Raw genomic sequence first — 20876 nt, 5'->3', positions numbered from 1 at the left:
GGCGACCCGAGAGGATCAACGATGATCAAGCACCGCACCCTCGCGAGCGTGGGCACCCTCACGGTGGCCGCCCTCGCGCTCACCGGCTGCGCCGGCTCCGACGACGGCGGCAGCGGCGACGCCGGCGGCACCACCGAGGTCAGCCTCCTCGTCAACGTGACCCCGAACCTCACCGAGGAGTTCTGGAACGACCTCGTGAAGCCGTTCGAGGACGCCAACCCGGACATCGACGTCGTCGTCCAGAACCCGGGCGCCGAGGGCGTGACCGCCGCCCTCCCCCGCCTGCTCACCGCGGGCGACGCGCCCGACGTCGTCCAGTCGCTGCCCCCGACCACCGACCTCGCCCCCGAGCTCGTCGACCTGTCCCAGTACGACTGGGCGAAGACCGGCCCGCTGGCGGACCAGTACTCGATCGACGGCAAGTACTACATGGCCGGCATCGGCTTCCAGCTGCAGAGCCTCTTCTTCTACAACAAGACGGCGTTCGAGGAGGCCGGCATCACCGAGGTGCCGACCACGGTCGAGGAGCTCACCGCCGACCTGGGCAAGCTGAAGGACGCGGGCTGGACGCCGCTGCAGACCGGCGGCGACTGGATGACCAGCCACTCGATCCAGGCCCTCGGCCTGCCGACGATCATCGCCGAGAACCCCGACTGGTTCGCGCAGATGAGCTCGGGCGACGTCACCTTCTCCGACACGTACGGCGACACGGTCGCCACCTACGCCGACTGGGTAGCGAAGGGCTACATCCCCAAGGACGCGCTGGGCATCAAGTACCCCGACGCCGAGCAGGCGTTCCTGTCCGGCAAGAGCGCCGTCTACCCGATGGGCAGCTGGTTCGTCGGCTCCGAGGTCAAGGCCGAGGACAAGGCCGACATCGGCGTCTTCCGGGCCCCCGCCGTCGACGGTGTCGCCGACCCGGCGATGGGCGCGAACATCGCGAGCCCGTACTCGATCCTCAAGGCGAGCAAGGACCAGGACGCGGCGGCCAAGCTCGTCGAGTTCCTCGTGACCGACAAGACCGCGGTCGCGGACCAGCTCGAGGTCGACGGCAACTTCCGCGACGGCTACGAGTACGAGATGGACGACCTGGGCAAGGAGCTGCTGCAGATCGTGGCGGACACCCCCGCCGAGTCGTACACCCCGACCGGCCAGGGCTACGGCGAGCGCACGCTGCCCACCGGCTACTCGGACGAGATCAACGCGCAGACGCAGGCGCTGATCGGCGGCACCGCGCCCGCCAAGGTCGACTCCGCGATGGACGCCTGGTTCGCCTCCACCGCCGGCTGACCCAGCCCGCACACCCCACCCGCCCGGGCGCGGCGCAGCCGCCGCGCCCGGGCCCGCACCGACGACGGAGACCCTTGCGATGGCAACCCTCACGACCGCACCGCGCACGGGCCTGGCCGCGCCCGCGCGCCGACGCTCCGCGGCGCGCGTGTGGCGCGACCGCGTCCCCGGGATCGTCATGGGCGGCCCCGCCGTCCTGGTGTTCCTCGCGATGTTCATCGTGCCGATGATCCTGGCGTTCGTGCTCAGCCTCACCGACTGGAACGGCTACAGCCTGAACTTCACGTTCATCGGGTTCGACAACTACGCGGAGGCCTTCCGCAACCCGCGCACCGTGGACGCGGCGATCTTCACCGCCGTCGTCGCGTTCTTCGGCACGATCCTGTGCAACGGCGTCGGCCTCTTCATCGCGGCGCTGATCGCCGGCAACAGCCGCGCGAACACGCTGCTGCGCACGATCTTCTTCTACCCGTACATCATCAGCGCGCTGATCATCGGGTTCCTGTGGTCGGCGATGCTCTCCCCCGAGGGCGCCGTCAACGGCCTGCTGGGGCACCTCGGCATCGCGCCGGTGCCGTTCCTCACCGAGGTCGCGTTCGCGAAGGCGAGCGTGATCCTCACGATCGTGTGGTCGCACTTCGGCTTCAACATGATCCTGTTCCTCGCGGGCATCAAGTCGGTGCCCACCGAGTTCTACGAGGCCGCCACCGTGGACGGCGCCTCCAAGTGGCAGCAGTTCCGCAACGTGACGATGCCGCTCATCGCCCCCGTGTTCACCGTGAACCTCGTGCTCACGCTGGTGGGGCTCCTCAAGGTCTACGACATCGTGCTGGCCCTGACGGACGGCGGCCCCGCCGCGTCCACCCAGACGATCGTCTACCAGATCCTGCGCGACTCGTTCGCCCAGTCCGAGCTCGGCTTCGGCGCGGCGCAGTCCGTCGTCCTGCTGCTCGCGACGGCGGTGCTGGGGCTCGCGGTGACGGTCGCCCGGCGCGGCGCGGAGAAGAAGGTGGCCGACTGATGGCGACGACGACACAGGCGACGCAGATGACGACGCACGACGCTCCGCAGGACACCGCGACGCCCCCCGGCACGACCTCGGCCGGAACGCACCGCACGGCGCGCCGCCGGCGCCGCGAGCGCCCCGGTGCGGGCACCGTCCTCAAGTGGGTGGTGCTCGGCCTCGGCGCGCTGGTCATGCTGGTGCCGCTGTACATCATGGTGATCAACGCCTTCAAGCCGCAGGACGCGATCATCGCGTCGCCGCTGGCGATCACCCCGGACACCTTCAGCCTCGAGTACCTGCAGGCCGCCCTCACCAGCGAGAAGTTCAACGTGGTGAAGGCGTACGGCATCACGCTCCTGTTCGTCGCGCTGGTCAACGTGTGCGGCATCGCGCTCGCCGCGCCGGTCGCGTACGTCATCGCGCGCGGCCGCTCCAAGTGGCACCTGGGCCTGCTGCTGCTGTTCGTGTCCGGGCTGTTCATCCCCGGCCAGGTGACGCTGATCCCCGTCGTCTTCGTGCTGCGGGTGCTGGGCCTCATCAACACCATCCCGGGCTTCATCCTGTTCGAGACGGCGGCGACGCTGCCGGTGACGATCTTCCTGTTCTCCGCCTACCTGCGCACCGTGCCCCGCGACATCGACGAGGCCGCCGCCCTGGACGGCGCGAGCAAGATCCGGGCGTTCTGGTCGTGCATCTTCCCGATCATGAGGCCGGTGGTCGCGACGATCGTCGTGCTGAACTCGATCAGCGTCTGGAACGACTTCGTCAGCCCGCAGATCATCCTGGGCCCGAGCTCCGGCATCTACACCGTCACGACGGGCGTGTACGCGGCCGTCGGCGAGTTCTCCACCGACTACACGACCGTCTTCCCGACCCTGCTGCTGGCGGTGAGCCCCGCGATCCTCTTCTTCGTGCTCATGCAGCGGCACATCATCGGCGGCCTCGTGGCCGGGGCGACGAAGGGCTGAGCACCATGACCGACAGCACGACCGACCGCACGACCGACCCCCGGGTCCCCACCACCCCCCTGCACGAGGTCCCCGCCTGGGCCGTGCTCGAGCGGCGCCTGTTCGACGCGACGGAGGACGCCTGGCGCCTGTTCTCCGACCGATACACCGGGCCCGACGGGCGCATCCTGCACGCGGGCGGCTTCGAGCACCGCGACGGCGTGGACGACCTGTACGAGCCGTTCTTCAACTGGCCGGCGTTCTACGCCCTCGGCGGCAGCGACGAGGTCCTCGCCGCCGCGAAGCACCACTTCGAGGGCGTGACGGCGCAGCTCACCGAGGGCGGCATGCTCACGGGCGAGTACGAGAACGGGTACGACTGGTTCCACCAGGGCGAGTCGCTGCTGTTCTTCTACGCGCTGTGCGCCGCCGACCCGGGCGACGAGCGGTTCGCCGGGCGCGCCCGCCGGTTCGCGGCGCTGTACACCGACCCGGCGCACGGCAACTACGACCCCGCGCGCAACATCGTCACCGCGCCGCACAACGGGGCGCGCGGGCCCCTGCCGGGCCTGGGCACCGAGTGGCTCACCTACCCGGCGTCTCTGGACTACATGGAGGCGTACGGCCTCCCCCTGCACGGGCTGCCCGGGATCACGCGGTGGTCCGACCTGGAGGACCCGGCGCACGCGCGGCTCATGGGCGACGAGCTCCAGCGCCGCGCGGCCGGCGACACCGCCGTCAACCTCGCGGCGACGTCGCTCGTGGTCAACCGCTGGCTGTACGACGGCGACGCCCCGTCGGCCGCGTGGGTGGCGCGGTACGTCGACGGCTGGCGCGAGCGCGCCGCCGCGGCGGGGGGCCTCATGCCCGACAACGTGGCGCCCGACGGCACCGTCGGCGGCCTGCACGACGGCGCCTGGTACGGCGGCCACTACGGCTGGACCTGGCCCCACGGCCTGCACTCGGTGGCGATGAGCACGCTGATCGGCGCGATCAACGCGTCGTTCGTGTCCGGCACCCTGTCGGGCAGCAGGGACGACGGGCCGCTCGACCTCGTACGCACCATGCTCGACACGGTGCTGGACCACGCGATCACCGCGCCGGTCACCGAGACGCCGTTCAGCCTGCGCGGCAGCTGGATCGAGCGGCTCGGCGAGCACGCCGCGGAGCCCGCCACCCTGGTCCCGTACCGGTACGGCGCCGACGGCTGGTTCGACTACGGCCCCCTCCAGCTCGACCTGCCCACCTGGCTGTGGTGGTGGACGCGCGACGACTCCGACCGCAAGCGCCTGGACCGCGTGCTCGACGGCATCCCCGGCTCCGACGAGGTGCGGCCGTTCCGCGACAAGGTGGAGGCCGGGCACGAGGGCCCGTGGCTCGCGTTCCTCGACGGCTCGCTGCCGGACTACCCGGAGCGCGCGCTGTCGATGGCGCTCGGCCAGCTGGCCCGCCGCGTCGCCGTGATGGACGCCGAGCCCGTGGACCCCGAGACCGTGCACCTGCACTTCTGGCAGCGCGCCAACCCGGTCGTCACGGAGGTGCTCGGTCAACTGATCACCGGCACCCCGCAGACCCTGTACAACGGCGGGCTGCCGTTCGCCGCCGTGGCCTACACCGACGCCGACCGGGGCCGCCCCGGGCTGCCGCCGGACGTCGCGGCGCTCGTCTCCGGCCTCGACCGCGACGCCGACGGCACCGGCCGCGTCGAGCTCAGCCTCGTCAACCTGTCCCCCACGCACGCCCGGCGCGTGCGGGTGCGGCCCTCGCGGTTCGGCGAGGAGCGGCTCACGGGCGTCGTGACGCGGGGCGAGGACGGCGGCGTCTGGCCCGGGCCGTCCACGGCCTCGGCCGGGGTCGCCGGGGCGCGGACCACCGCGACCGTCCCCCTGGACGCCCCCGACCTGCTCGTCGAGCTGCCGCCGTCGCACCGCGCCGACCTCGTCCTGCTCACCGCCCCCGCCGCGGCCGCGCCGCGCCACCAGCACACGACTGCGCACTCCCCGCACCACGAAGGAGCCTGACCATGACCGACTCCCTGACCACACCCGGTCTGGACGGCCTGTCCGCCGCGTCCGGCCTCGCCGGCCTCGGCACGGGCCTCGATCCGGCCGCCGGGCTCGTGCGGCCCGACGTCTCGCTGCCCGTGCGCGGCCCCGCCTTCGAGCGGGCCGACGCCGCGGCCGTCGAGCGGCTGGGCCAGGTGTCCTCGGCGACCGCCTGCGCCAAGCTGCACGGCCTCGGCATCCGCCACTCGTTCGTGGAGGGGCCGCGCCCGCTCAAGCCCGGCTACCAGGTTGTCGGGTCCGCGCTCACCCTGCAGTTCATGCCGCAGCGCGAGGACCTCGCCGCCGGCGACGAGCAGGAGTACGTGGAGCGGCACACCGCCCTCTGGCACGTGCTCGAGACGGTGCAGCCCGGCGACGTGCTGGTGATCCAGGCGTACGGCAGCCGGTTCTCGGGCTGCGTGGGCGACATCCTCGCGCGCTACTTCCAGCGCAAGGGCGGCGCGGGCATGGTCGTCGACGGCCGCATCCGCGACTCGGGCAAGATCCGCGACCTCGGGCTGCCCGTGTGGTCCACCGGCGTCACCCCGCACTACGCGTCGCAGTCCGAGCTGTTCCCCTGGGCCTTCGACGTGCCCGTCGCCGTCGGCGGCGTGCTCTGCATGCCGGGCGACCTCGTGGTCGCGGACGACGACGGCCCCGTCATCGTGCCCCGCGCGATGGCGGACCAGGTGGTCGCCTCCGCGCAGGACCACGAGGAGTGGGAGGGCTTCAGCCGCCAGCGCCTCGACGAGGGCGCCCGCCTGAGCGACTACTACCCCCTGACCCCCGACACGCGAGGGGAGTTCGAGGCATGGCGTTCCGCGCAGGGCTCCGCCCTCTGACGCCGGCCGGCGACGGGCCCGACACCGTCGCCGCGTCGTCGTTCGGCCTCGGCTGCGCGCCGATCGGCAACCTGTTCACGCCGGTCGCGCAGGGCGACGCCGAGGCGACGGTCGGCCGCGCGCTCGAGCGCGGCGTCCGCTTCTTCGACACCGCGCCGCACTACGGCGCCGGGGTCAGCGAGCAGCGCCTCGGCGCCGCGCTGGCCGGCGTCGACCGCGACTCCGTCGTCCTCGCGACGAAGATCGGCCGGACGATCGTGGACGCCGGCGGCGTCCCCGTCCCCACCGGCGGCACCGGCACGGGCACGGTGGGCGACCTCAGCCGCGACGGCGTGCTCCGGTCGCTCGAGGGCAGCCTCGAGCGCCTGCGCACCGACCGCGTCGACCTGCTGTACCTGCACGACCCGGAGGACGTCGACGCCGCCCTGCGCGGCGCGCTGCCCGCGCTGCTGGAGCTGCGCGACCAGGGCGTCGTGCGCGCCGTCGGCGTGGGCATGGTGTGGACGGAGCCCGTCGCGCGGTTCGTGCGCGAGGCGGCCGGCGTGCTGGACGTCGTCATGCCCGCCGGGCGCGTCACCCTGCTGGACCGCACCGCCCTGGACGACCTCCTCCCCGCCGCCCGTGAGCGCGGCGTCGGGGTGATCGCGGCCGGCGTCTACAACTCCGGCGTCCTCGCCGACCCGGTGGCCGCCCCGTTCTTCGACTACCACCCCGCGTCCCCGGACCAGGTGGACCGGGCGCTGCGCATGGCCGCCGCGTGCGAGGCCGCCGGCGTCGACCTGCCGACCGCCGCCGCCCGCTACCCGCTGCGCGTCCCCGGCGTCGAGGCCGTCGTCGTGGGCGCACGCACCCCCGCCGAGGTGGACGTCTTCGCGGACGCCGCCGACGCCGTCGTGCCCGACCCCCTGTGGGCCGAGCTCGACGCGATCGCCGCCCCCGCTCCCGCCACCCGCCCGTGACCCCGCCGACCGGCGCCGAACAGGCGGTGGTGCACGTTCCCGACCCTGAGAACGTGCACCACCGCCTGTTCGGCACGACGGCGGGCGGGATCGTCGACGCGCACGTCCACCTGTGGGACACGACGGAGACGCGGATCTCGTGGTTCCGGGACGACCTCGGCCTGCCCGCGCGCGTCGGCCCGGACGACCTCGCCCGCGCCGTCGGCACCTCCCCCGTGCCGGTGCGGGCCGCCGTCGCCGTGCAGGCCGCGGACACCGAGGGCGAGGCGCGCTGGCTCGCGCGGCAGGCCGCGTCGCACGGGCCGCTGCCCGGGCCGGTGGTGCTGCAGTACGACGCCCGCCCCGACGACCCCGACGCCTGGGCGGGCATGGCCCAGGCGGTGATCGACGGCGGCGTCCCCGTCGCCGGCGTCCGGCTCGCCGTCCCGGGCCGCGCGGCCGACCTGTCCGACGTCGACGGGCTCGACGCCCTCTGCGAGGGCCTGGCAGCGTCCGGCCGGGTGCTCGAGACGCTCGTCCGCCCGGAGCAGCTGCCCGCCGTGGCGGCGCTCGCCGGCCGCCACCCCGGCCTCGCCGTCGTCGTCTGCCACCTCGGCCTCGGCACCGGCTCTCCCGACCGGGCCTGGCGCGACGGCCTCGCCGCCCTCGCCGCCCGTCCCCGCGCGCACGCCAAGCTGTCCGGCCTGCACCGGGCCACCTCCGAGGGCGCCGCGCCCGACGAGGCGGCGCGCGTCGCCGCGGCCGCCCGCGCCGCCGTCGACCTGCTGGGCCCGGACCGGCTGCTGTTCGGCAGCGACTGGCCGATGTCCGCGCGCGTCGCCCCGTACGCGGACGTCGTCGAGCGCACCGCCCGCGCGCTCCCCGCGCTCGACGGCGACGCCGCGGCCGCCGTCTGGTCCGGTACCGCCGACCGGCTCTACGGCACCGGGGCGCCCTAGGGGTTCGTGCCCCTACGGCGTGGTTCACTCGGCAGCATGGTGGGTCACGTCGTCGCGCTCGTGGGCACGTCCAGCGTCGGAAAGACGGCGGTGGCGGCCGAGCTCCAGGAACGGCTGACCGACCCTCACCTGGTGGTCGGGATCGACCACTTCTTCTCGATGTTCCCCCACCACTGGACCGGCCACCCGCGAGGCCCCGGCCCCGGGTTCTGGTACGAGGACACCGTCGACGACGACGGCAGCCCGCACGCCCGGATCCGGTACGGCGACGCCGGACGACACCTGCTGGCCGGGCAGCGCGCAGCCGTGCGGGCGCTGCTCGACGCCGGGAACGACGTCATCCTCGACGAGATGCCGGTCGACCGGACGATCCTGCCCGCCTGGCGCCGAGACCTCGCCGGCTACGCGGTCCTGTGGGTGCGGCTCACGGCCCCGCTCGCGGTGGTGGAGGCGCGCGAGGCAGGCCGGACGCACGGCCGCCACCCGGGCAACGCCCGCGGCCATCTCGACGTCGCCGACGGGGAACCGTTCGACCTCACGCTCGACGCGTCGAACCGGACCGCCGCGGAGCTGGCGGACGCGATCCTCGTCCCGCTGGCACGCAGGCGCCGGTCGACGTAGCGCTTGATCGCCGTGTGCTGGCAGGACGGCGAGAAATCGTTACGTCGTGCTGGACGAGGTCGTGCGAGGATCCCGACGTGCCGGCGCGAGGCCGGCCGCGACCAGGGAGGCACGATGTTCGCAAGGTCCCTCGGGGACGACGGCGCGGAGCTGCGGCCGCTGGAGCCGTGGCACGCGGAGGAGCTGCTGGCGACCATCGACCGCGGCCGGGAGTTCGTGGGTCGGTTCGTCCCCCTGCCCGACCGGATCACGGACGTCGAGTCGAGCCGGTCGTTCCTCGCCGCGTACGCCCAGAAGGCGGCGACCGACACCGGACGTCTCTACGGGATCTGGCTGGACGGCACGCTGGTGGGCGGCGTCCTGTTCCGCACGATGGACGTCGCGCAGGGCACGGCGGAGGCGGGCTGCTGGCTGGAGCCGGCCGTCGCGGGTCGCGGCCTGGTGACCCGGGCCGCCACCGCCATCATCGACTGGGCGGTCCGGGAGCGCGACATCCACCGCGTGGAGTGGTGGGTGGCGTCGGGCAACGCGCCGAGCATCGCCGTCGCCCGCCGGCTGGGGATGCAGCGCGACGGCGTGCTGCGCGAGCACCACGAGCACCGCGGGGTGCGGCAGGACATCGAGATCTGGTCCGTGCTCGCGCCCGAGTGGCTCGCGCGGTCGTGAGCGACGACCGGGACGTCGAGCTGGTCGGCGGCGTCGAGCGGCGCGAGATCGTCCTCGTCGAGCCGGACCCCGCGTGGCCCGCGCGGTTCGCGCGGGAGCGCGAGCGCATCGCGGCCGCCCTCGGGCCGGTCGCGGTGCGGATCGACCACGTGGGCTCGACGTCGGTGCCCGGCCTCGCCGCGAAGCCGATCGTCGACATCGACGTCAGCGTGCCGGACGTCGAGGACGAGGACGCCTACCTCCCCGCCCTGCTCGCCGCGGGGTACCTGCTGCGCGTGCGCGAGCCCGGCCACCGCCTGGTCCGCACGCCCGACCTGGGCGTGCACGTCCACGTCTGCTCGGCGGGCAGCGACTGGGAGCGGCTGCACCTGCTGTTCCGCGACCGGCTGCGGCACGACGCCGGCGACCGCGCCGCGTACGCCGCGCTCAAGCGCGAGCTCGCGGCCCGCGAGTGGCCGAGCATGAACCACTACGCCGAGGCGAAGGGCGAGCTGATCGCCGAGATCACCGCCCGGGCGGAGGCGTGGGCCTCCGCCACGGGCTGGCGGGTCTAGCGTCGGCCGTCACGCACCCTCGTCGGCGGCGGTCTCGGCGTCCGCGCCGGTCTCGGCGTCGAGCAGCGTGCCCGCCGCGTGCGCCTCGAAGAGCGCGGAGGCGGCGTCGGCGTCGCCGTCGTCGAGCACGTCGAGCAGGCTGCGGTGCCAGTCGGCCACCTGGTGCCAGTCGCCGGTGAACTCGGGGTCGCCGAGCAGGTGCATGGACCGCAGGCTGGGCTCGATGATGTCCCACATGCGCGGCAGGTAGCCGTTGCCGCTGGCCTCGATGACGGCGCGGTGGAAGCCGAAGTCGAGCTCGCGGAACGCGGGCAGGTCGTGGGCCTCGACCGCGCCGTGCATCTCGTCGATGACCTTCTCCAGGCTGGAGCGGGTCTCGGGGGCGAGCTGTCCGCAGGCGAGCCGGCCGGCGAGCGCCTCGACGGCCACGCGGGCCTGCTTGGCCTGCTGCGCCTCCTCCTCGGAGTACTGCGCGACGAAGTTGCCCTGGTGCCGCACGTGCGTCACCAGGCCCTCGTGCGCGAGGCGCTTGAGGGCGTCGCGCACCGGCGCCTGGCTGACCTGCAGGCGGCGGGCCAGCTGCGACTCGACGAGCTGCTCCCCCGGGGCCAGCTGCGACGTCTTGATCATCGACTTCACGAGGTCGTAGATCTGGTCCGACAGGAGCCCGCGCTCCAGGCCGCTGATCGAGCTGAGCGCGTCCGTCATCCCTGCTGCCCCACCCGGTTATCGACAATCGTTTGTGCGTCGCCAGCGTACGCGGTCAGCCAGGCGTCCGCGATGATCCGCGACGCCGGGGGCGTGGGGTGGACACCGTCGGGTGCCAGCGCTGCCGCCCCGGCGTCCTCGGCCGCCCGGGTGAGCAGGCCGTGCAGCGGCACGAGGGCCGCCCCGGTCTCGGCCGCCAGGCGCGTCACGACGTCCCGCTTGCCCGCCAGGTCGTCGAGCCAGGCCTGCTGCTCGTCGCGCACCGGCAGCACGAACGGCTCGACCAGCACGAGCCGCGGCGAGCCCGGCACGCGCTCGAGCAGCCGCCGGTAGGTCGCCTCGAACGACTCGGCGCTCGTCGGGTCGCCGGCGTCGAAGCGCCGCCACGTGTCGTTGACCCCCACGTACACCGTGAGGACGTCGGGGGCGGACGGCGCGACGTCGCGCTCCCACCGGGCCTCGAGGTCGACGGCGCGGTCGCCGCCGATGCCGACGTTGACCACCTCGGCGTCGGGCAGGGCGCGCGCGACGAGGCCGACGAAGCCGTCGCCGAGCGACGTGGCGTCGCCGCGGTCGCGGCCGGCGTCGGTGATGGAGTCCCCGACGAAGACGAGGCGTCCGGGGGTTCCGCTGCTGGTCATGAGGTCTCCTTCGAGTGGCGGACGGGTCCGACCGTAGCGGTTCGGGGCGGCCACCACATCATTGTCAGCGATTATCGATTAATGTAACCTGCCGGTGCTTGACGATCCGGGCCGACGCACCCGCGTCGCCCCGACTACCCGTGACCACACGAGAGGTCGGAGCACTCGCAATGAAGCGACCCCTGTCAGCACTCCTGCTGACGTCCCTGCTCGTCGCAGGGACACAGACCACGGCGCACGCGGACCCACCCGCGACCGCCGGCACGCAGGCCAAGGCCGGCGTCGTCCTCTACGTCTCCCCCGGCGGGAACGACCGCGCCAAGGGCGACCAGAAGCGCCCCCTGGCGACCCTCGAGGGCGCGCGCGACGCGATCCGCGACCTGTCGAAGGGACAGCGCAAGAAGGGCGTCACCGTGTACCTCCGCGAGGGCACGTACGAGCGCTCGGAGTCGTTCCTCCTCGGCCCGGAGGACTCGGGCACCAAGGACGCGCCCATCACCTACGCCTCCTACCCGGGCGAGACCGCCACGATCACGGGCGGCAAGGAGCTGCCCTACGACGGCTTCTCCGCCGTCACCGACCAGGCCGTGCTCGACCGGATCATCGAGACGTCCGCCCGCGACGACGTGCTGCAGATCGACCTGGGCGCGCTCGGCATCGACGACTACGGCCAGCTCAGCCGGCACGGCTACTGGAAGGCCAACGACGTCAGCACGACGCCGCCCATGGAGCTGTACGTGGACGGCGAGGACATGACCCTGGCCCGCTGGCCCAACGCCGGCGCGGCCAAGGACACCGTCCAGATGAACAAGATCGTCGACGCCGGCCCCACCAAGAACGACGCCGACCTGCAGGAGCGTGGCGGCACGTTCAGCTACTCCTACGACCGGCCCCAGTACTGGACGCAGGCGAAGGACGTCTGGCTGGACGGCATCTTCGGCCAGAGCTGGGAGTGGTCCTACAACAAGATCGACAAGATCGACACGGACGCGCGCACCATCACGCTGCGCTACGGCGAGATGTCCGGCCTGATGAAGACCTGGTACCCGGACTTCCACTTCGCGCAGAACCTGCTCGAGGAGCTCGACGCGCCCGGCGAGTACTACATCGACCGCGACGCCGGGATGCTCTACCTGGTGCCGAACGCGTCGTTCCTCGCGCAGCGCGGCGCCCCCGTCGTCACGACGCTCGACGAGCCGATGATCCGCACGGACGGGGCGTCGTACGTGACGTTCGACGACCTGGTGCTGGAGTACGGGCGGGCCACGGCCGCCGTCATCCTCGGCGGCAGCCACGTGACCGTCTCGAACAGCGACGTCCAGAACTTCACCGACGGCGGCGTGCTCATCAACTCCCCCGGCCGGTACACGTACGACGGCATCCCGGTGAACCGCGGCGGCACGGACCACGCCGTCGTCTCGAGCGACATCCGCCACGTGGGCGGCGTCGGCGTCGTGCTCCAGGGCGGCGACAAGGCGACGCTCTCCCCGGGCCGCAACCGCGTCGAGGACTCCCACATCCACGACTTCGCGTACTACCACAAGGCGTACAACCCGGGCGTCATGTTCGACGGCGTCGGGAACATCGCGCGCGGCAACGAGATCAACGACGCGCCGCACCCCGGCATCATCGTGCACGGCAACGACCACCTGTTCGAGCAGAACGAGGTCTACGACGTCTGCAAGACGTTCCAGGACCTGGGCGCCGTCTACATGAACTCCGGCGAGACGCCGCAGCAGCGCGGCCACGTCTTCCGGCAGAACTACTTCCACGACATCGGCGTGGGCAAGGACGGCATCGAGGGCATCTACGCCGACAACTTCACGTGGGACCTGGAGATCAGCCAGAACGTCTTCGTGAACATGGGCAACGACGCCATCAAGTCCGGCTCGGCCGACTACATCGACGCCACGAACAACGTGTTCGTCGACACCAAGGTGCCCTACGACAACTACACGCAGTGGATGGGCGACGGCGAGGGCAACACCGTCGACCGCGTGTACATGCCGAAGTGGAAGCAGGTGTTCGCCGACAACAAGGACTTCGTCGGCACGCCGTACCTGACCAAGTACCCCGAGCTGGGGCACTTCTTCGAGGACAACCACTACTTCCCCGACCACAGCACGTTCGCCAAGAACGTCGTCTGGAACCCGAACCGCACCCGCAACCCCGACGTCAACGCCGAGGGGGCCCTGGACACCAAGAAGCTCCTCAACTACGGGGACAACTGGGTCACGGACGCCGACCCCGGGTTCGTCGACGCGGCGAACGGGGACTACACGCTCACCGCGGACTCCCCCGTCTTCGACCAGGTCCCGGGCTTCGAGGCCATCCCGTTCGACGAGATCGGCACGGACGGGCACGTCGGCCAGTCGCAGACGCCGGACACCGTGGCGCTCGAGTCGCTGGTGCTGCCCACCGACCGGCTCGGCGTGACCCTCGGCGACGAGGTGTCGGTGGCCGCGCAGGCCGTGCCGTGGAACGCCACCCAGCAGGCCGTCACGTACACCTCGAGCGACCCCGAGGTCGCGACCGTCAGCGCCACCGGCATCCTCACCGCCGTCGCGCCGGGCGAGGTCACGGTCACGGTCGAGTCGAAGGCCGACGCGGGCATCCGCGACGAGATGGCCGTCACCGTGGCGGCCGGCGACGGCGTGCTGCACTCGACGGACTTCGAGTCGGGCGGCAACGGCTGGCCCACGGACCCGAACCGCGCGATCGTCGACGACGGCACGGGCGACCACGTCTACCGCATCAAGAACGGCGCGAACTCCCAGCTCGACCGCCAGCTCTCGGAGTACGCGCTCGACTTCTCCGTGACGACTCCGGCGGACGTGCCCGAGGGCGGGCAGCTGCTCGTCTACGACCGCACGGGCGCCACGCCCGGCGGGTTCGTCCGGTACCGCCACGCGGCGGCCGGGTCCACGTGGACGATCTTCGACTCGGCGTGGGGCACGGTCAAGGAGGTGAAGCTCCCGGCGGGCGAGGGACTGAAGCCCTCCACCGAGTACGACGTGCGCGTCGTGGTCACGGCCGGCGGCGTGCGCGTGCTGGTCGACGGCGAGGAGGTCGTCGCGGGCGCCAACCCGGCCCCGAAGGCAGCCGGCAAGGTCGGCTTCTACGTGCAGGGCTTCACCGCCCTGGACTTCGACGACGTGTCGTTCTCCCTGGTGGGCGTCGACCCCGACGGGCTGACGCTGGCGCCGTCGGCCGCGACGATCGAGCCGGGCGAGACCCGCGTGATCGCCCCGTCGTTCACGCCCGCGGACGCCACCCGCACCGGCCTGGAGTGGACGTCGAGCGACGAGTCCGTCGCGACCGTCGACGCCAAGGGCACCGTCCGCGGCCGCGCGGCGGGGACGGCCACCGTCACCGCCACGTCGACCGTGGTGCCCGGGCTCGCCGCGACGTCCACCGTGACGGTGCAGGCGGCTGAGCACCCGGTGACCGACCTCGGCGCCGAGATCCTCGACCCGGCGGCGTGGGCACCGGGCGAGGGCGTGACGGTGTCCGACGGCGCCGCGCACCTGGCGCCGCGCGGCGCCTGGGGCTTCGCGCCGAAGAAGTTCGGCGACGAGCTGCTGCGGTTCACGACCTCCGTGGGCGACTACAACGGCGGCTGGTTCGGGTTCTCCGTGCGGTCCAAGACCGCCGGCACCCCGGTGTGGACCAACAGCAGCTCGGGTTACCTGGTGGTCATCAAGGAGGACGTCATCGAGATGCAGCGGTGGAAGCCCGACGTCTTCATGATCGACACGTTCCCCAACACGGTGATCGAGCCCAACTCGACCCACGACGTCACGTTCGGTGCCGTGGCCGTGGAGGGCGGCATCCGCGTGGTGCTCCGCGTCGACGGCGAGCCGGTGTGGAGCTACCTCGACGACACGGCCGACAACGCCCTCGCCACCGACGGGTACTTCACCGTCTACCGGCAGGGCCCCGCGGGCGAGATGAGCATCTCCCCCGCGAGCTGACCGAGTCCCCTTCGAGCACGGGATCCGTACCGCCAACCACCCGGATGGCGGTACGGATCCCGTGCTCGAAGGGGAGGGCGATCGGATTGAATCCTCCAACCTCTGACCCCTTCGGCATGGCACGAGGCTTGCCGTGCCCGTGTACGCCCGCTAGTTTGGCGATCAGTCATCCGATGTTTCCCGTCGCCACGAAGAGGTGCGCATGCCCACCATCACCGACGTCGAGATCACCGACGTCCGCTTCCCGACGTCCCGCACCGCCGACGGCTCGGACGCCATGAACGCCGACGCCGACTACTCGGCCGTGTACGTCGTCCTGCGCACCGACGGCACGGACACCGAGGGCGCGCCGCTGGCCGGCCACGGCCTGACGTTCACCATCGGCCGCGGCACCGACGTCGTCGCCCTCGCCGCGCGCCACCAGGCCGACCTGCTCGTCGGGCGCGACGTCGACGAGGTGGTCGGCGACATGGGCGCCACGTACCGCGAGCTCACCGCCGACAGCCAGCTGCGCTGGCTCGGGCCGGAGAAGGGCGTCGTGCACCTGTCGCTCGCCGCCGTCCTCAACGCCGCGTGGGACCTCGCCGGGCGCCGCGCCGGCAAGCCCGTGTGGCGGCTGCTCGCGGACATGACGCCCGAGGAGCTGGTCGACGTCGCCGACCTGCGGTACCTCTCCGACGCGCTCACCCGCGACGAGGCGCTGGAGATCCTGCGCGCCGCGGAGCCCGGCAAGGCCGAGCGGATCGCGCACCTGGAGCGCCGCGGCTACCCCGCGTACACGACGTCGGCCGGCTGGCTCGGGTACGACGACGACAAGCTGCGCCGCCTCACCCAGGAGGCCGTGGACGCCGGCTACCGGCACGTGAAGCTCAAGGTCGGCGCCCGCCTCGAGGACGACGTGCGCCGGCTCGGGATCGCGCGCGAGGTCGTCGGCCCGGACCTCACGCTGATGATCGACGCCAACCAGGTGTGGGACGTGCCGGAGGCGATCGAGTGGGTGCGGGCGCTCCAGCAGTTCGACCCGCTGTGGATCGAGGAGCCCACGTCGCCCGACGACGTCCTCGGCCACGCCGCCGTGCGCGAGGGCGTCGCCCCCGTGCGCGTCGCCACCGGCGAGCACTGCCACAACCGCGTGATGTTCAAGCAGCTCTTCCAGGCCGGGGCCACCGACTACTGCCAGCTCGACACCGGCCGCCTCGCCAGCGTCAACGAGATCGTCTCGGTGCTGCTGCTCGCCGCGAAGTTCGGCGTCCCCGTCTGCCCGCACGCCGGCGGAGTCGGCCTGTGCGAGATGGTGCAGCACGTGTCCGTGCTCGACTACGTGGCCGTCTCCGGGTCGCTGGACGGGCGGATCACCGAGTTCGTCGACCACCTGCACGAGCACTTCACCGACCCGTGCCTGGTGCGGGACTTCGGCGAGGGCGTGTCGTACGTCGTGCCCACCGCACCGGGGTACTCCACGCAGATGCACCCGGGATCCGTGGCCGAGTTCCGCTACCCGGAAGGCGCCGCCTGGGCGTCGTGACCTGGGACACGTCCGCAGGAACACGTTGACCTCAACAAGGGTTCAGGTCGTAGCGTGACCAGCAACGACACCAGCTTCGCCGAAGGGAACGAGATGTCCGTCTACACCCTGCCCGACCTGCCGTACGACTACAGCGCCCTGGAGCCGCACATCAGCGGCAAGATCATGGAGCTGCACCACGACAAGCACCACGCGGCCTACGTCGCGGGCGCCAACACCGCCCTCGACAAGCTCGCCGAGGCCCGCGAGTCCGGCGACAACGCCGCGGTGAACCTGCACGAGAAGAACCTCGCGTTCAACCTCGGCGGCCACACCAACCACACCGTCTTCTGGCACAACCTGTCCCCCGAGGGCGGCGGCGAGCCCGAGGGCGAGCTCGCCGAGGCCATCAAGGACGCCTTCGGCACCTTCGCCGCCTTCCAGGCCCAGTTCGCCGCCGTCGCCACCGGCATCCAGGGCTCCGGCTGGGCCGTCCTCGGCTGGGACTCCATCGGCCGACGCCTCGCGATCTTCCAGCTCTTCGACCAGCAGGCCAACGTGCCCGTCGGCATCACCCCGCTGTTCATGCTCGACATGTGGGAGCACGCCTTCTACCTCGACTACCTCAACGTCAAGGCCGACTACGTCAAGGCCGTCTGGAACATCGCCAACTGGCAGGACGTCGCCGCCCGCCTGCAGCGCGCCCGCACCCAGACCGCCGGCCTGATCGTCCCCGCCTGACGCAGGCCCGTCGCTCGACGCCGCGGCGCACCGATTCCTCTGATGAATCGGTGCGCCGCGGCGCGAACTGCGCCATACTCCACGGCATGTCCCGCACCGATGAGGTCGTCGACGGCGTCCGCCGCATGATCGTCGACGGAGAGCTCGGCCCCGGCGACCGGCTCCCCGTGGAGAAGGACCTCGCCGACCGCCTCGGCGTCTCCCGCGGGTCCCTGCGGGAGGGCGTGCGCGCGCTCACCGTGCTCGGCGTCCTCGACACCCGGCAGGGCGACGGCACCTACGTCACCAGCCTCGACCCGGCGCGGCTGATGTCCTCGCTGCAGTTCGTCGTCGACCTGCACGGCGACACCAGCGCCCGCCCGTTCCACGCCGTGCGGCGGGTGCTCGAGACCGAGGCCGCCGGCCTGGCGGCCCACCGCATCACCCCCGAGGCCGTCGCCGAGGCCCGCGCCGTGCTGGACGACACGGCCGCCGTCGTCGCGCGGCGCACCGTGGACCACGAGGCGTTCATGGCCGCCGACGTCGCCTTCCACCGCATCGTCGCCGCCCAGGCCGGCAACCCCGTGCTGGAGGCGCTCGTCGAGGCGCTGGAGGGCCGCACCGTCCGCGAGCGCCGCTGGCGCAGCCGGCACGAGGCCGGCGTGGAGGAGCGCACCCTGCGCGACCACGAGGCCATCTGGCGGGCGCTGGCCGCCGGCGACGCCGAGGCCGCCCGGGTCCGCATGGCCGCGCACCTCCTGGACGTCGAGGAGACGCTCCCGGGCGCGGAGGACACGGACGACGCGGACGGCGCGGAGGACTGACCGCTACGGTCCGACCGGCCGCGGGACCACCCCGTCGAGGGTGGGCCACGGCGGGCCGGCCCGCAGCACGCGGAGGAGCTCGTCCCCGAAGCGCCGCCCGTCGGGGAACTGGTCCCCCTTCTCCCAGCGCCACGCCGCCACCATCGCGAGCACCAGCTCGCGGCAGCGGTCGAGGAGCTCGCGGTCGACACCCGGGTAGTGCTCGGCGACCCGGGTGGGGACGTGCGCGAGGTCGAACTCCACGGGCCCGCGACAGCACGTCTCGAGGTCGATGAACAGCGGGCCGTCGTGGGTGCTCAGCAGGTTGCCCGGATGGGGCTCGCCGTGGAGCAGCTGCTCCCGCCCGGTCCCCTCGACCGCCTCGTGCAGCCGCCGCAGCCTGCCGCCGAGGAACGCGCGCTCGTCGTCGGGCAGCCCCGGGGAGAGCTCGGGCTCCGCGACGACCCGTTCCGCCTCGGCGATCCGGTCGGTGAACCGGGGAAAGGCCCCGTCGACGGCGCGCATCCCGGCGTGCAGCCGCCCCAGCGCCCGGGCGTAGGCGCCCGGCGCGACGGCGGGCGCCGCCGGCTCGTAGTACACCCACAGCGTCACCGCGAACCCGTCGCGGACGTGGACCGCCGGTCCGTCCCGGGGCGGCGCCAGGGCTGCGACGGGAGACCCCCGGTCGGCGAGCTGTCGCGCGACGTCGACCTCGAGCTCCGCGACCTCCTCCCCCACGTGCGCGACCCGCGCCATCACCCCGCACGGCTCCAGGCGCAGCGCGAGCTTGTTGGAGTTGTGGAGCACGATCGCGTCGTCGGCCGGCAGGCCCAGCGACGCGGCGATCGCGATGGCGGCGTCGGTCGCACGCGCCAGGTCGGGCATCTCCACACGAAGGATCCTGGCATCGCGGCGCGCGGGCGCCCAGCTCTTTCGTCGTGGACGCGCGTCAGCGCGAGGCGCCCGCCCGGCCCGAGGCGGCGGCGCCCCCGCTCGCGTGCTGCTGCGCGAAGCGCCGCAGCGTGAGGATCACCGGGTCGGTGAGCAGGGTCCCGACGACCACCTGGCGCGCCGCACCGGCCGCGTCCTCGGGCACGGTGCGCAGGTCCGACGTCGCGATGAGGTCGGCGGCCTCCGCCAGCGCGACGAGCTGCTCGTCGACGCACGCCACCCCGGCGGCGGAGGCGGCGCGCAGCTGGTTCGCGAGCCGCCGCACCAGGATCGGGTCGCGAAACCATCCCTGGGCGGCGACGAGCGCCAGCGCCTGCTCGGTCCAGGGGTCGTCGTCGTCCTCGCCCGCGGGTGTCGCACCTGTGCCGTCGCCGGCTCCCGTCTCCTCCCGCAGCAGGGCCCGCTGGGTGGTGCCGAGCAGGTCGTGGCGCGAGCCGGGCGGGTCGTCGAGGACCGCGAGCACCTCGCGGACGGCGGCCAGGCTCAGCCCCGCGGACCCGATCAGCGCACGCACCAGGAGGACCCGCTCCACGTGCTCGTCGTCGTACACGGCCTGGGTCCGCGAGGTCGGCGTGCCGGGGTGCAGCAGCCCCTCCCGCAGGTAGTACTTGAGCGTCGCGACCGCGACCCCGGTCCGGTCGGCCAGCGCTGAGATCCGCATCCCGCACCCCTTCCGCCTCTTGACATTGGAGAGTAGCAGTATCCAATATTGGATAGTTCGACTCCCCAATATGCGAAGGAGTCATCATGGTCACCCTGACCACGCACGCGCACGAGGACGACGTCGCCGTCTTCCTCATCGGCGCCCGGATCAACAAGCCCTGGCGCCCCGACGCCTGGGTCCCGGCGCTGGCCGCCATGGGACCGATGCTCGCGGAGCTCCACGACGACCCCGCCTCGGGGCTCCTCCACTCGCGCACCCTGGTGGGCACCCGGGGGGTCACCGTCGTCCAGTACTGGCGCAGCGTCGCGGACATCTACCGCTACGCCAACGCGGACGACCACCGGCACCGCCCGGCGTGGCTCGCCTTCTACCGCAAGGCCCGGCGCGTCCCCGGCGCGGTCGGGGTCTGGCACGAGACGTACGCCGTGCCCGCCGGCGGCCACGAGAGCCTCTACGCGGACATGCCGCCGTTCGGGCTGGCCAAGGCCACCGGCGTCGTCGCCGCGGGGCGGCGTGGACGCACCGCCCGTGAGCGTCTGCGGCACCGGACCCGGTAGCGGCCGAGGTACGGCGTCGCCACCGGGCCCGGCGCGCTACACCTCCGGGGCGCGGACCCCGAGGGTGAGCAGCAGGTTCGCGTACACGCGCTGGTCGCCGGTGGCGACGAGCAGGGCGACGTCGTCGGACCGGGCGGCGTCGTAGAACGCGAACCGGTCCAGCTCGTCCCAGCCGACGTCGGGCCCGAGCATCGCCCGGTAGCCGGTGTGGGCGGGGATGTCCTCGCCCGCGGCGACGACGTCGCCCGCCACCCCGCCGGGGACCATGACCGACGCCGACTCGACCGGGACGGCGTCGAGGAGCACCTCGAGCACCTGGTCCACGGTCAGCAGGCCGGGGCGCAGGTTGAGGTGCACGCGCGCCGCGCCGGGCCGCGCGCCCGTGGAGTGCGGGTAGTTCGCGTCGGCCAGCAGGACGCGCGACCCGTGCCCCGCCGCGGCGAGCGCCGCGACGAGGCCCGGGTGCAGCAGCTCGTAGCGCAGCAC

At 72.9% G+C, this 20876-nt stretch carries 20 protein-coding genes; 15 read left to right on the top strand and 5 right to left on the bottom strand.

The annotated features are described in order from the left end of the window. The first annotated feature begins 21 nt into the window (after window positions 1-21). The 10 genes from ACFU9A_RS04305 (at window position 22) to ACFU9A_RS04260 (ending at window position 9868) form a co-directional block, all read left to right on the top strand. Window positions 22-1290, top strand: a complete 1269-nt coding sequence (locus ACFU9A_RS04305) for an ABC transporter substrate-binding protein (RefSeq protein WP_430574028.1) — start codon at window positions 22-24, stop codon at window positions 1288-1290. A 79-nt stretch (window positions 1291-1369) separates the two neighbouring features. Next, a complete protein-coding gene (locus ACFU9A_RS04300) occupies window positions 1370-2311 on the top strand; it encodes a carbohydrate ABC transporter permease (RefSeq protein ID WP_430574027.1) in 942 nt (313 codons plus the stop codon). Further along, window positions 2311-3264, top strand: a complete 954-nt coding sequence (locus ACFU9A_RS04295; protein ID WP_430574026.1) for a carbohydrate ABC transporter permease — start codon at window positions 2311-2313, stop codon at window positions 3262-3264. Before ACFU9A_RS04300 ends, ACFU9A_RS04295 begins: the two co-directional genes overlap by 1 nt. 5 nt (window positions 3265-3269) lie before the next feature. Beyond that, complete coding sequence (locus tag ACFU9A_RS04290; protein ID WP_430574025.1) at window positions 3270-5264, top strand: hypothetical protein; 1995 nt, start codon at window positions 3270-3272, stop codon at window positions 5262-5264. A 2-nt stretch (window positions 5265-5266) separates the two neighbouring features. Then, window positions 5267-6130, top strand: a complete 864-nt coding sequence (locus tag ACFU9A_RS04285) for a ribonuclease activity regulator RraA (RefSeq protein ID WP_430574024.1) — start codon at window positions 5267-5269, stop codon at window positions 6128-6130. Beyond that, entirely contained in the window at window positions 6100-7089 is a 990-nt protein-coding gene (locus ACFU9A_RS04280; protein WP_430574023.1) for an aldo/keto reductase, read from the top strand. Before ACFU9A_RS04285 ends, ACFU9A_RS04280 begins: the two co-directional genes overlap by 31 nt. A gap of 53 nt (window positions 7090-7142) precedes the next feature. Continuing rightward, complete coding sequence (locus tag ACFU9A_RS04275; protein WP_430574022.1) at window positions 7143-8027, top strand: amidohydrolase family protein; 885 nt, start codon at window positions 7143-7145, stop codon at window positions 8025-8027. A gap of 36 nt (window positions 8028-8063) precedes the next feature. Beyond that, window positions 8064-8648: a hypothetical protein gene (locus ACFU9A_RS04270; protein WP_430574021.1), complete on the top strand. Its 585-nt coding sequence runs from the start codon at window positions 8064-8066 to the stop codon at window positions 8646-8648. Between the two features lie 114 nt (window positions 8649-8762). Then, window positions 8763-9314, top strand: a complete 552-nt coding sequence (locus tag ACFU9A_RS04265; RefSeq protein WP_430574020.1) for a GNAT family N-acetyltransferase — start codon at window positions 8763-8765, stop codon at window positions 9312-9314. Beyond that, a complete protein-coding gene (locus ACFU9A_RS04260) occupies window positions 9311-9868 on the top strand; it encodes a GrpB family protein (protein ID WP_430574019.1) in 558 nt (185 codons plus the stop codon). Before ACFU9A_RS04265 ends, ACFU9A_RS04260 begins: the two co-directional genes overlap by 4 nt. A 9-nt stretch (window positions 9869-9877) precedes the next feature. Here ACFU9A_RS04260 and ACFU9A_RS04255 read toward each other — a convergent pair whose 3' ends face one another. Beyond that, window positions 9878-10576 carry a GntR family transcriptional regulator gene (locus tag ACFU9A_RS04255; protein ID WP_430574018.1) on the bottom strand — a complete coding sequence of 233 codons (699 nt, stop codon included), beginning with the start codon at window positions 10574-10576 and terminating at the stop codon, window positions 9878-9880. Beyond that, the gene (locus tag ACFU9A_RS04250; RefSeq protein WP_430574017.1) at window positions 10573-11217 is read right to left on the bottom strand and encodes an SGNH/GDSL hydrolase family protein; all 645 of its coding nucleotides are present in this window, start codon (window positions 11215-11217) and stop codon (window positions 10573-10575) included. The genes ACFU9A_RS04255 and ACFU9A_RS04250 overlap by 4 nt, the downstream gene beginning before the upstream one ends. A gap of 170 nt (window positions 11218-11387) precedes the next feature. On the opposite strand from ACFU9A_RS04250, the gene ACFU9A_RS04245 reads away from it, so the two are divergent. The 4 genes from ACFU9A_RS04245 (at window position 11388) to ACFU9A_RS04230 (ending at window position 18239) form a co-directional block, all read left to right on the top strand. Further along, window positions 11388-15191, top strand: a complete 3804-nt coding sequence (locus ACFU9A_RS04245) for an Ig-like domain-containing protein (protein ID WP_430574016.1) — start codon at window positions 11388-11390, stop codon at window positions 15189-15191. 202 nt (window positions 15192-15393) lie between these two features. Next, window positions 15394-16716, top strand: a complete 1323-nt coding sequence (locus tag ACFU9A_RS04240; RefSeq protein WP_430574015.1) for an L-fuconate dehydratase — start codon at window positions 15394-15396, stop codon at window positions 16714-16716. A gap of 93 nt (window positions 16717-16809) precedes the next feature. Then, window positions 16810-17436 carry a superoxide dismutase gene (locus tag ACFU9A_RS04235; protein ID WP_430575338.1) on the top strand — a complete coding sequence of 209 codons (627 nt, stop codon included), beginning with the start codon at window positions 16810-16812 and terminating at the stop codon, window positions 17434-17436. An 86-nt stretch (window positions 17437-17522) separates the two neighbouring features. Next, window positions 17523-18239, top strand: a complete 717-nt coding sequence (locus ACFU9A_RS04230; RefSeq protein ID WP_430574014.1) for a FadR/GntR family transcriptional regulator — start codon at window positions 17523-17525, stop codon at window positions 18237-18239. A 3-nt stretch (window positions 18240-18242) separates the two neighbouring features. Here ACFU9A_RS04230 and ACFU9A_RS04225 read toward each other — a convergent pair whose 3' ends face one another. Together ACFU9A_RS04225 and ACFU9A_RS04220 are read right to left on the bottom strand one after the other, a co-directional pair. Next, a complete protein-coding gene (locus tag ACFU9A_RS04225) occupies window positions 18243-19103 on the bottom strand; it encodes a phosphotransferase enzyme family protein (RefSeq protein ID WP_430575337.1) in 861 nt (286 codons plus the stop codon). Between the two features lie 64 nt (window positions 19104-19167). Next, the gene (locus tag ACFU9A_RS04220) at window positions 19168-19830 is read right to left on the bottom strand and encodes a MerR family transcriptional regulator (protein WP_430574013.1); all 663 of its coding nucleotides are present in this window, start codon (window positions 19828-19830) and stop codon (window positions 19168-19170) included. A gap of 86 nt (window positions 19831-19916) precedes the next feature. Here ACFU9A_RS04220 and ACFU9A_RS04215 point away from each other — a divergent pair, with 86 nt between their 5' ends. Further along, window positions 19917-20390 carry a DUF4188 domain-containing protein gene (locus ACFU9A_RS04215; RefSeq protein ID WP_430574012.1) on the top strand — a complete coding sequence of 158 codons (474 nt, stop codon included), beginning with the start codon at window positions 19917-19919 and terminating at the stop codon, window positions 20388-20390. Window positions 20391-20426: 36 nt separating this feature from the next. Here ACFU9A_RS04215 and ACFU9A_RS04210 read toward each other — a convergent pair whose 3' ends face one another. Then, on the bottom strand, window positions 20427-20876 hold the full coding sequence (locus ACFU9A_RS04210; protein WP_430574011.1) for an RbsD/FucU domain-containing protein: 450 nt from the start codon (window positions 20874-20876) through the stop codon (window positions 20427-20429).

The sequence above is a fragment of the Isoptericola sp. NPDC057653 genome, from assembly GCF_042799955.1.
Classification (GTDB): domain Bacteria; phylum Actinomycetota; class Actinomycetes; order Actinomycetales; family Cellulomonadaceae; genus Isoptericola.
Note: the sequence above shows the minus strand (reverse complement) of the source record. Positions and strands in the feature narration are given on the sequence as shown.

Bases quoted from the DNA above. Each gene is read 5' to 3' on its own strand.
- ACFU9A_RS04220 (WP_430574013.1), bottom strand. From the start codon at position 19,830: ATGCGGATCTCAGCGCTGGCCGACCGGACCGGGGTCGCGGTCGCGACG.
- ACFU9A_RS04305 (WP_430574028.1), top strand. From the start codon at position 22: ATGATCAAGCACCGCACCCTCGCGAGCGTGGGCACCCTCACGGTGGCC.
- ACFU9A_RS04300 (WP_430574027.1), top strand. From the start codon at position 1,370: ATGGCAACCCTCACGACCGCACCGCGCACGGGCCTGGCCGCGCCCGCG.
- ACFU9A_RS04230 (WP_430574014.1), top strand. From the start codon at position 17,523: ATGTCCCGCACCGATGAGGTCGTCGACGGCGTCCGCCGCATGATCGTC.
- ACFU9A_RS04215 (WP_430574012.1), top strand. From the start codon at position 19,917: ATGGTCACCCTGACCACGCACGCGCACGAGGACGACGTCGCCGTCTTC.
- ACFU9A_RS04280 (WP_430574023.1), top strand. From the start codon at position 6,100: ATGGCGTTCCGCGCAGGGCTCCGCCCTCTGACGCCGGCCGGCGACGGG.
- ACFU9A_RS04235 (WP_430575338.1), top strand. From the start codon at position 16,810: ATGTCCGTCTACACCCTGCCCGACCTGCCGTACGACTACAGCGCCCTG.
- ACFU9A_RS04255 (WP_430574018.1), bottom strand. From the start codon at position 10,576: ATGACGGACGCGCTCAGCTCGATCAGCGGCCTGGAGCGCGGGCTCCTG.
- ACFU9A_RS04270 (WP_430574021.1), top strand. From the start codon at position 8,064: ATGGTGGGTCACGTCGTCGCGCTCGTGGGCACGTCCAGCGTCGGAAAG.
- ACFU9A_RS04290 (WP_430574025.1), top strand. From the start codon at position 3,270: ATGACCGACAGCACGACCGACCGCACGACCGACCCCCGGGTCCCCACC.
- ACFU9A_RS04225 (WP_430575337.1), bottom strand. From the start codon at position 19,103: ATGCCCGACCTGGCGCGTGCGACCGACGCCGCCATCGCGATCGCCGCG.
- ACFU9A_RS04295 (WP_430574026.1), top strand. From the start codon at position 2,311: ATGGCGACGACGACACAGGCGACGCAGATGACGACGCACGACGCTCCG.
- ACFU9A_RS04285 (WP_430574024.1), top strand. From the start codon at position 5,267: ATGACCGACTCCCTGACCACACCCGGTCTGGACGGCCTGTCCGCCGCG.
- ACFU9A_RS04245 (WP_430574016.1), top strand. From the start codon at position 11,388: ATGAAGCGACCCCTGTCAGCACTCCTGCTGACGTCCCTGCTCGTCGCA.
- ACFU9A_RS04265 (WP_430574020.1), top strand. From the start codon at position 8,763: ATGTTCGCAAGGTCCCTCGGGGACGACGGCGCGGAGCTGCGGCCGCTG.
- ACFU9A_RS04250 (WP_430574017.1), bottom strand. From the start codon at position 11,217: ATGACCAGCAGCGGAACCCCCGGACGCCTCGTCTTCGTCGGGGACTCC.
- ACFU9A_RS04240 (WP_430574015.1), top strand. From the start codon at position 15,394: ATGCCCACCATCACCGACGTCGAGATCACCGACGTCCGCTTCCCGACG.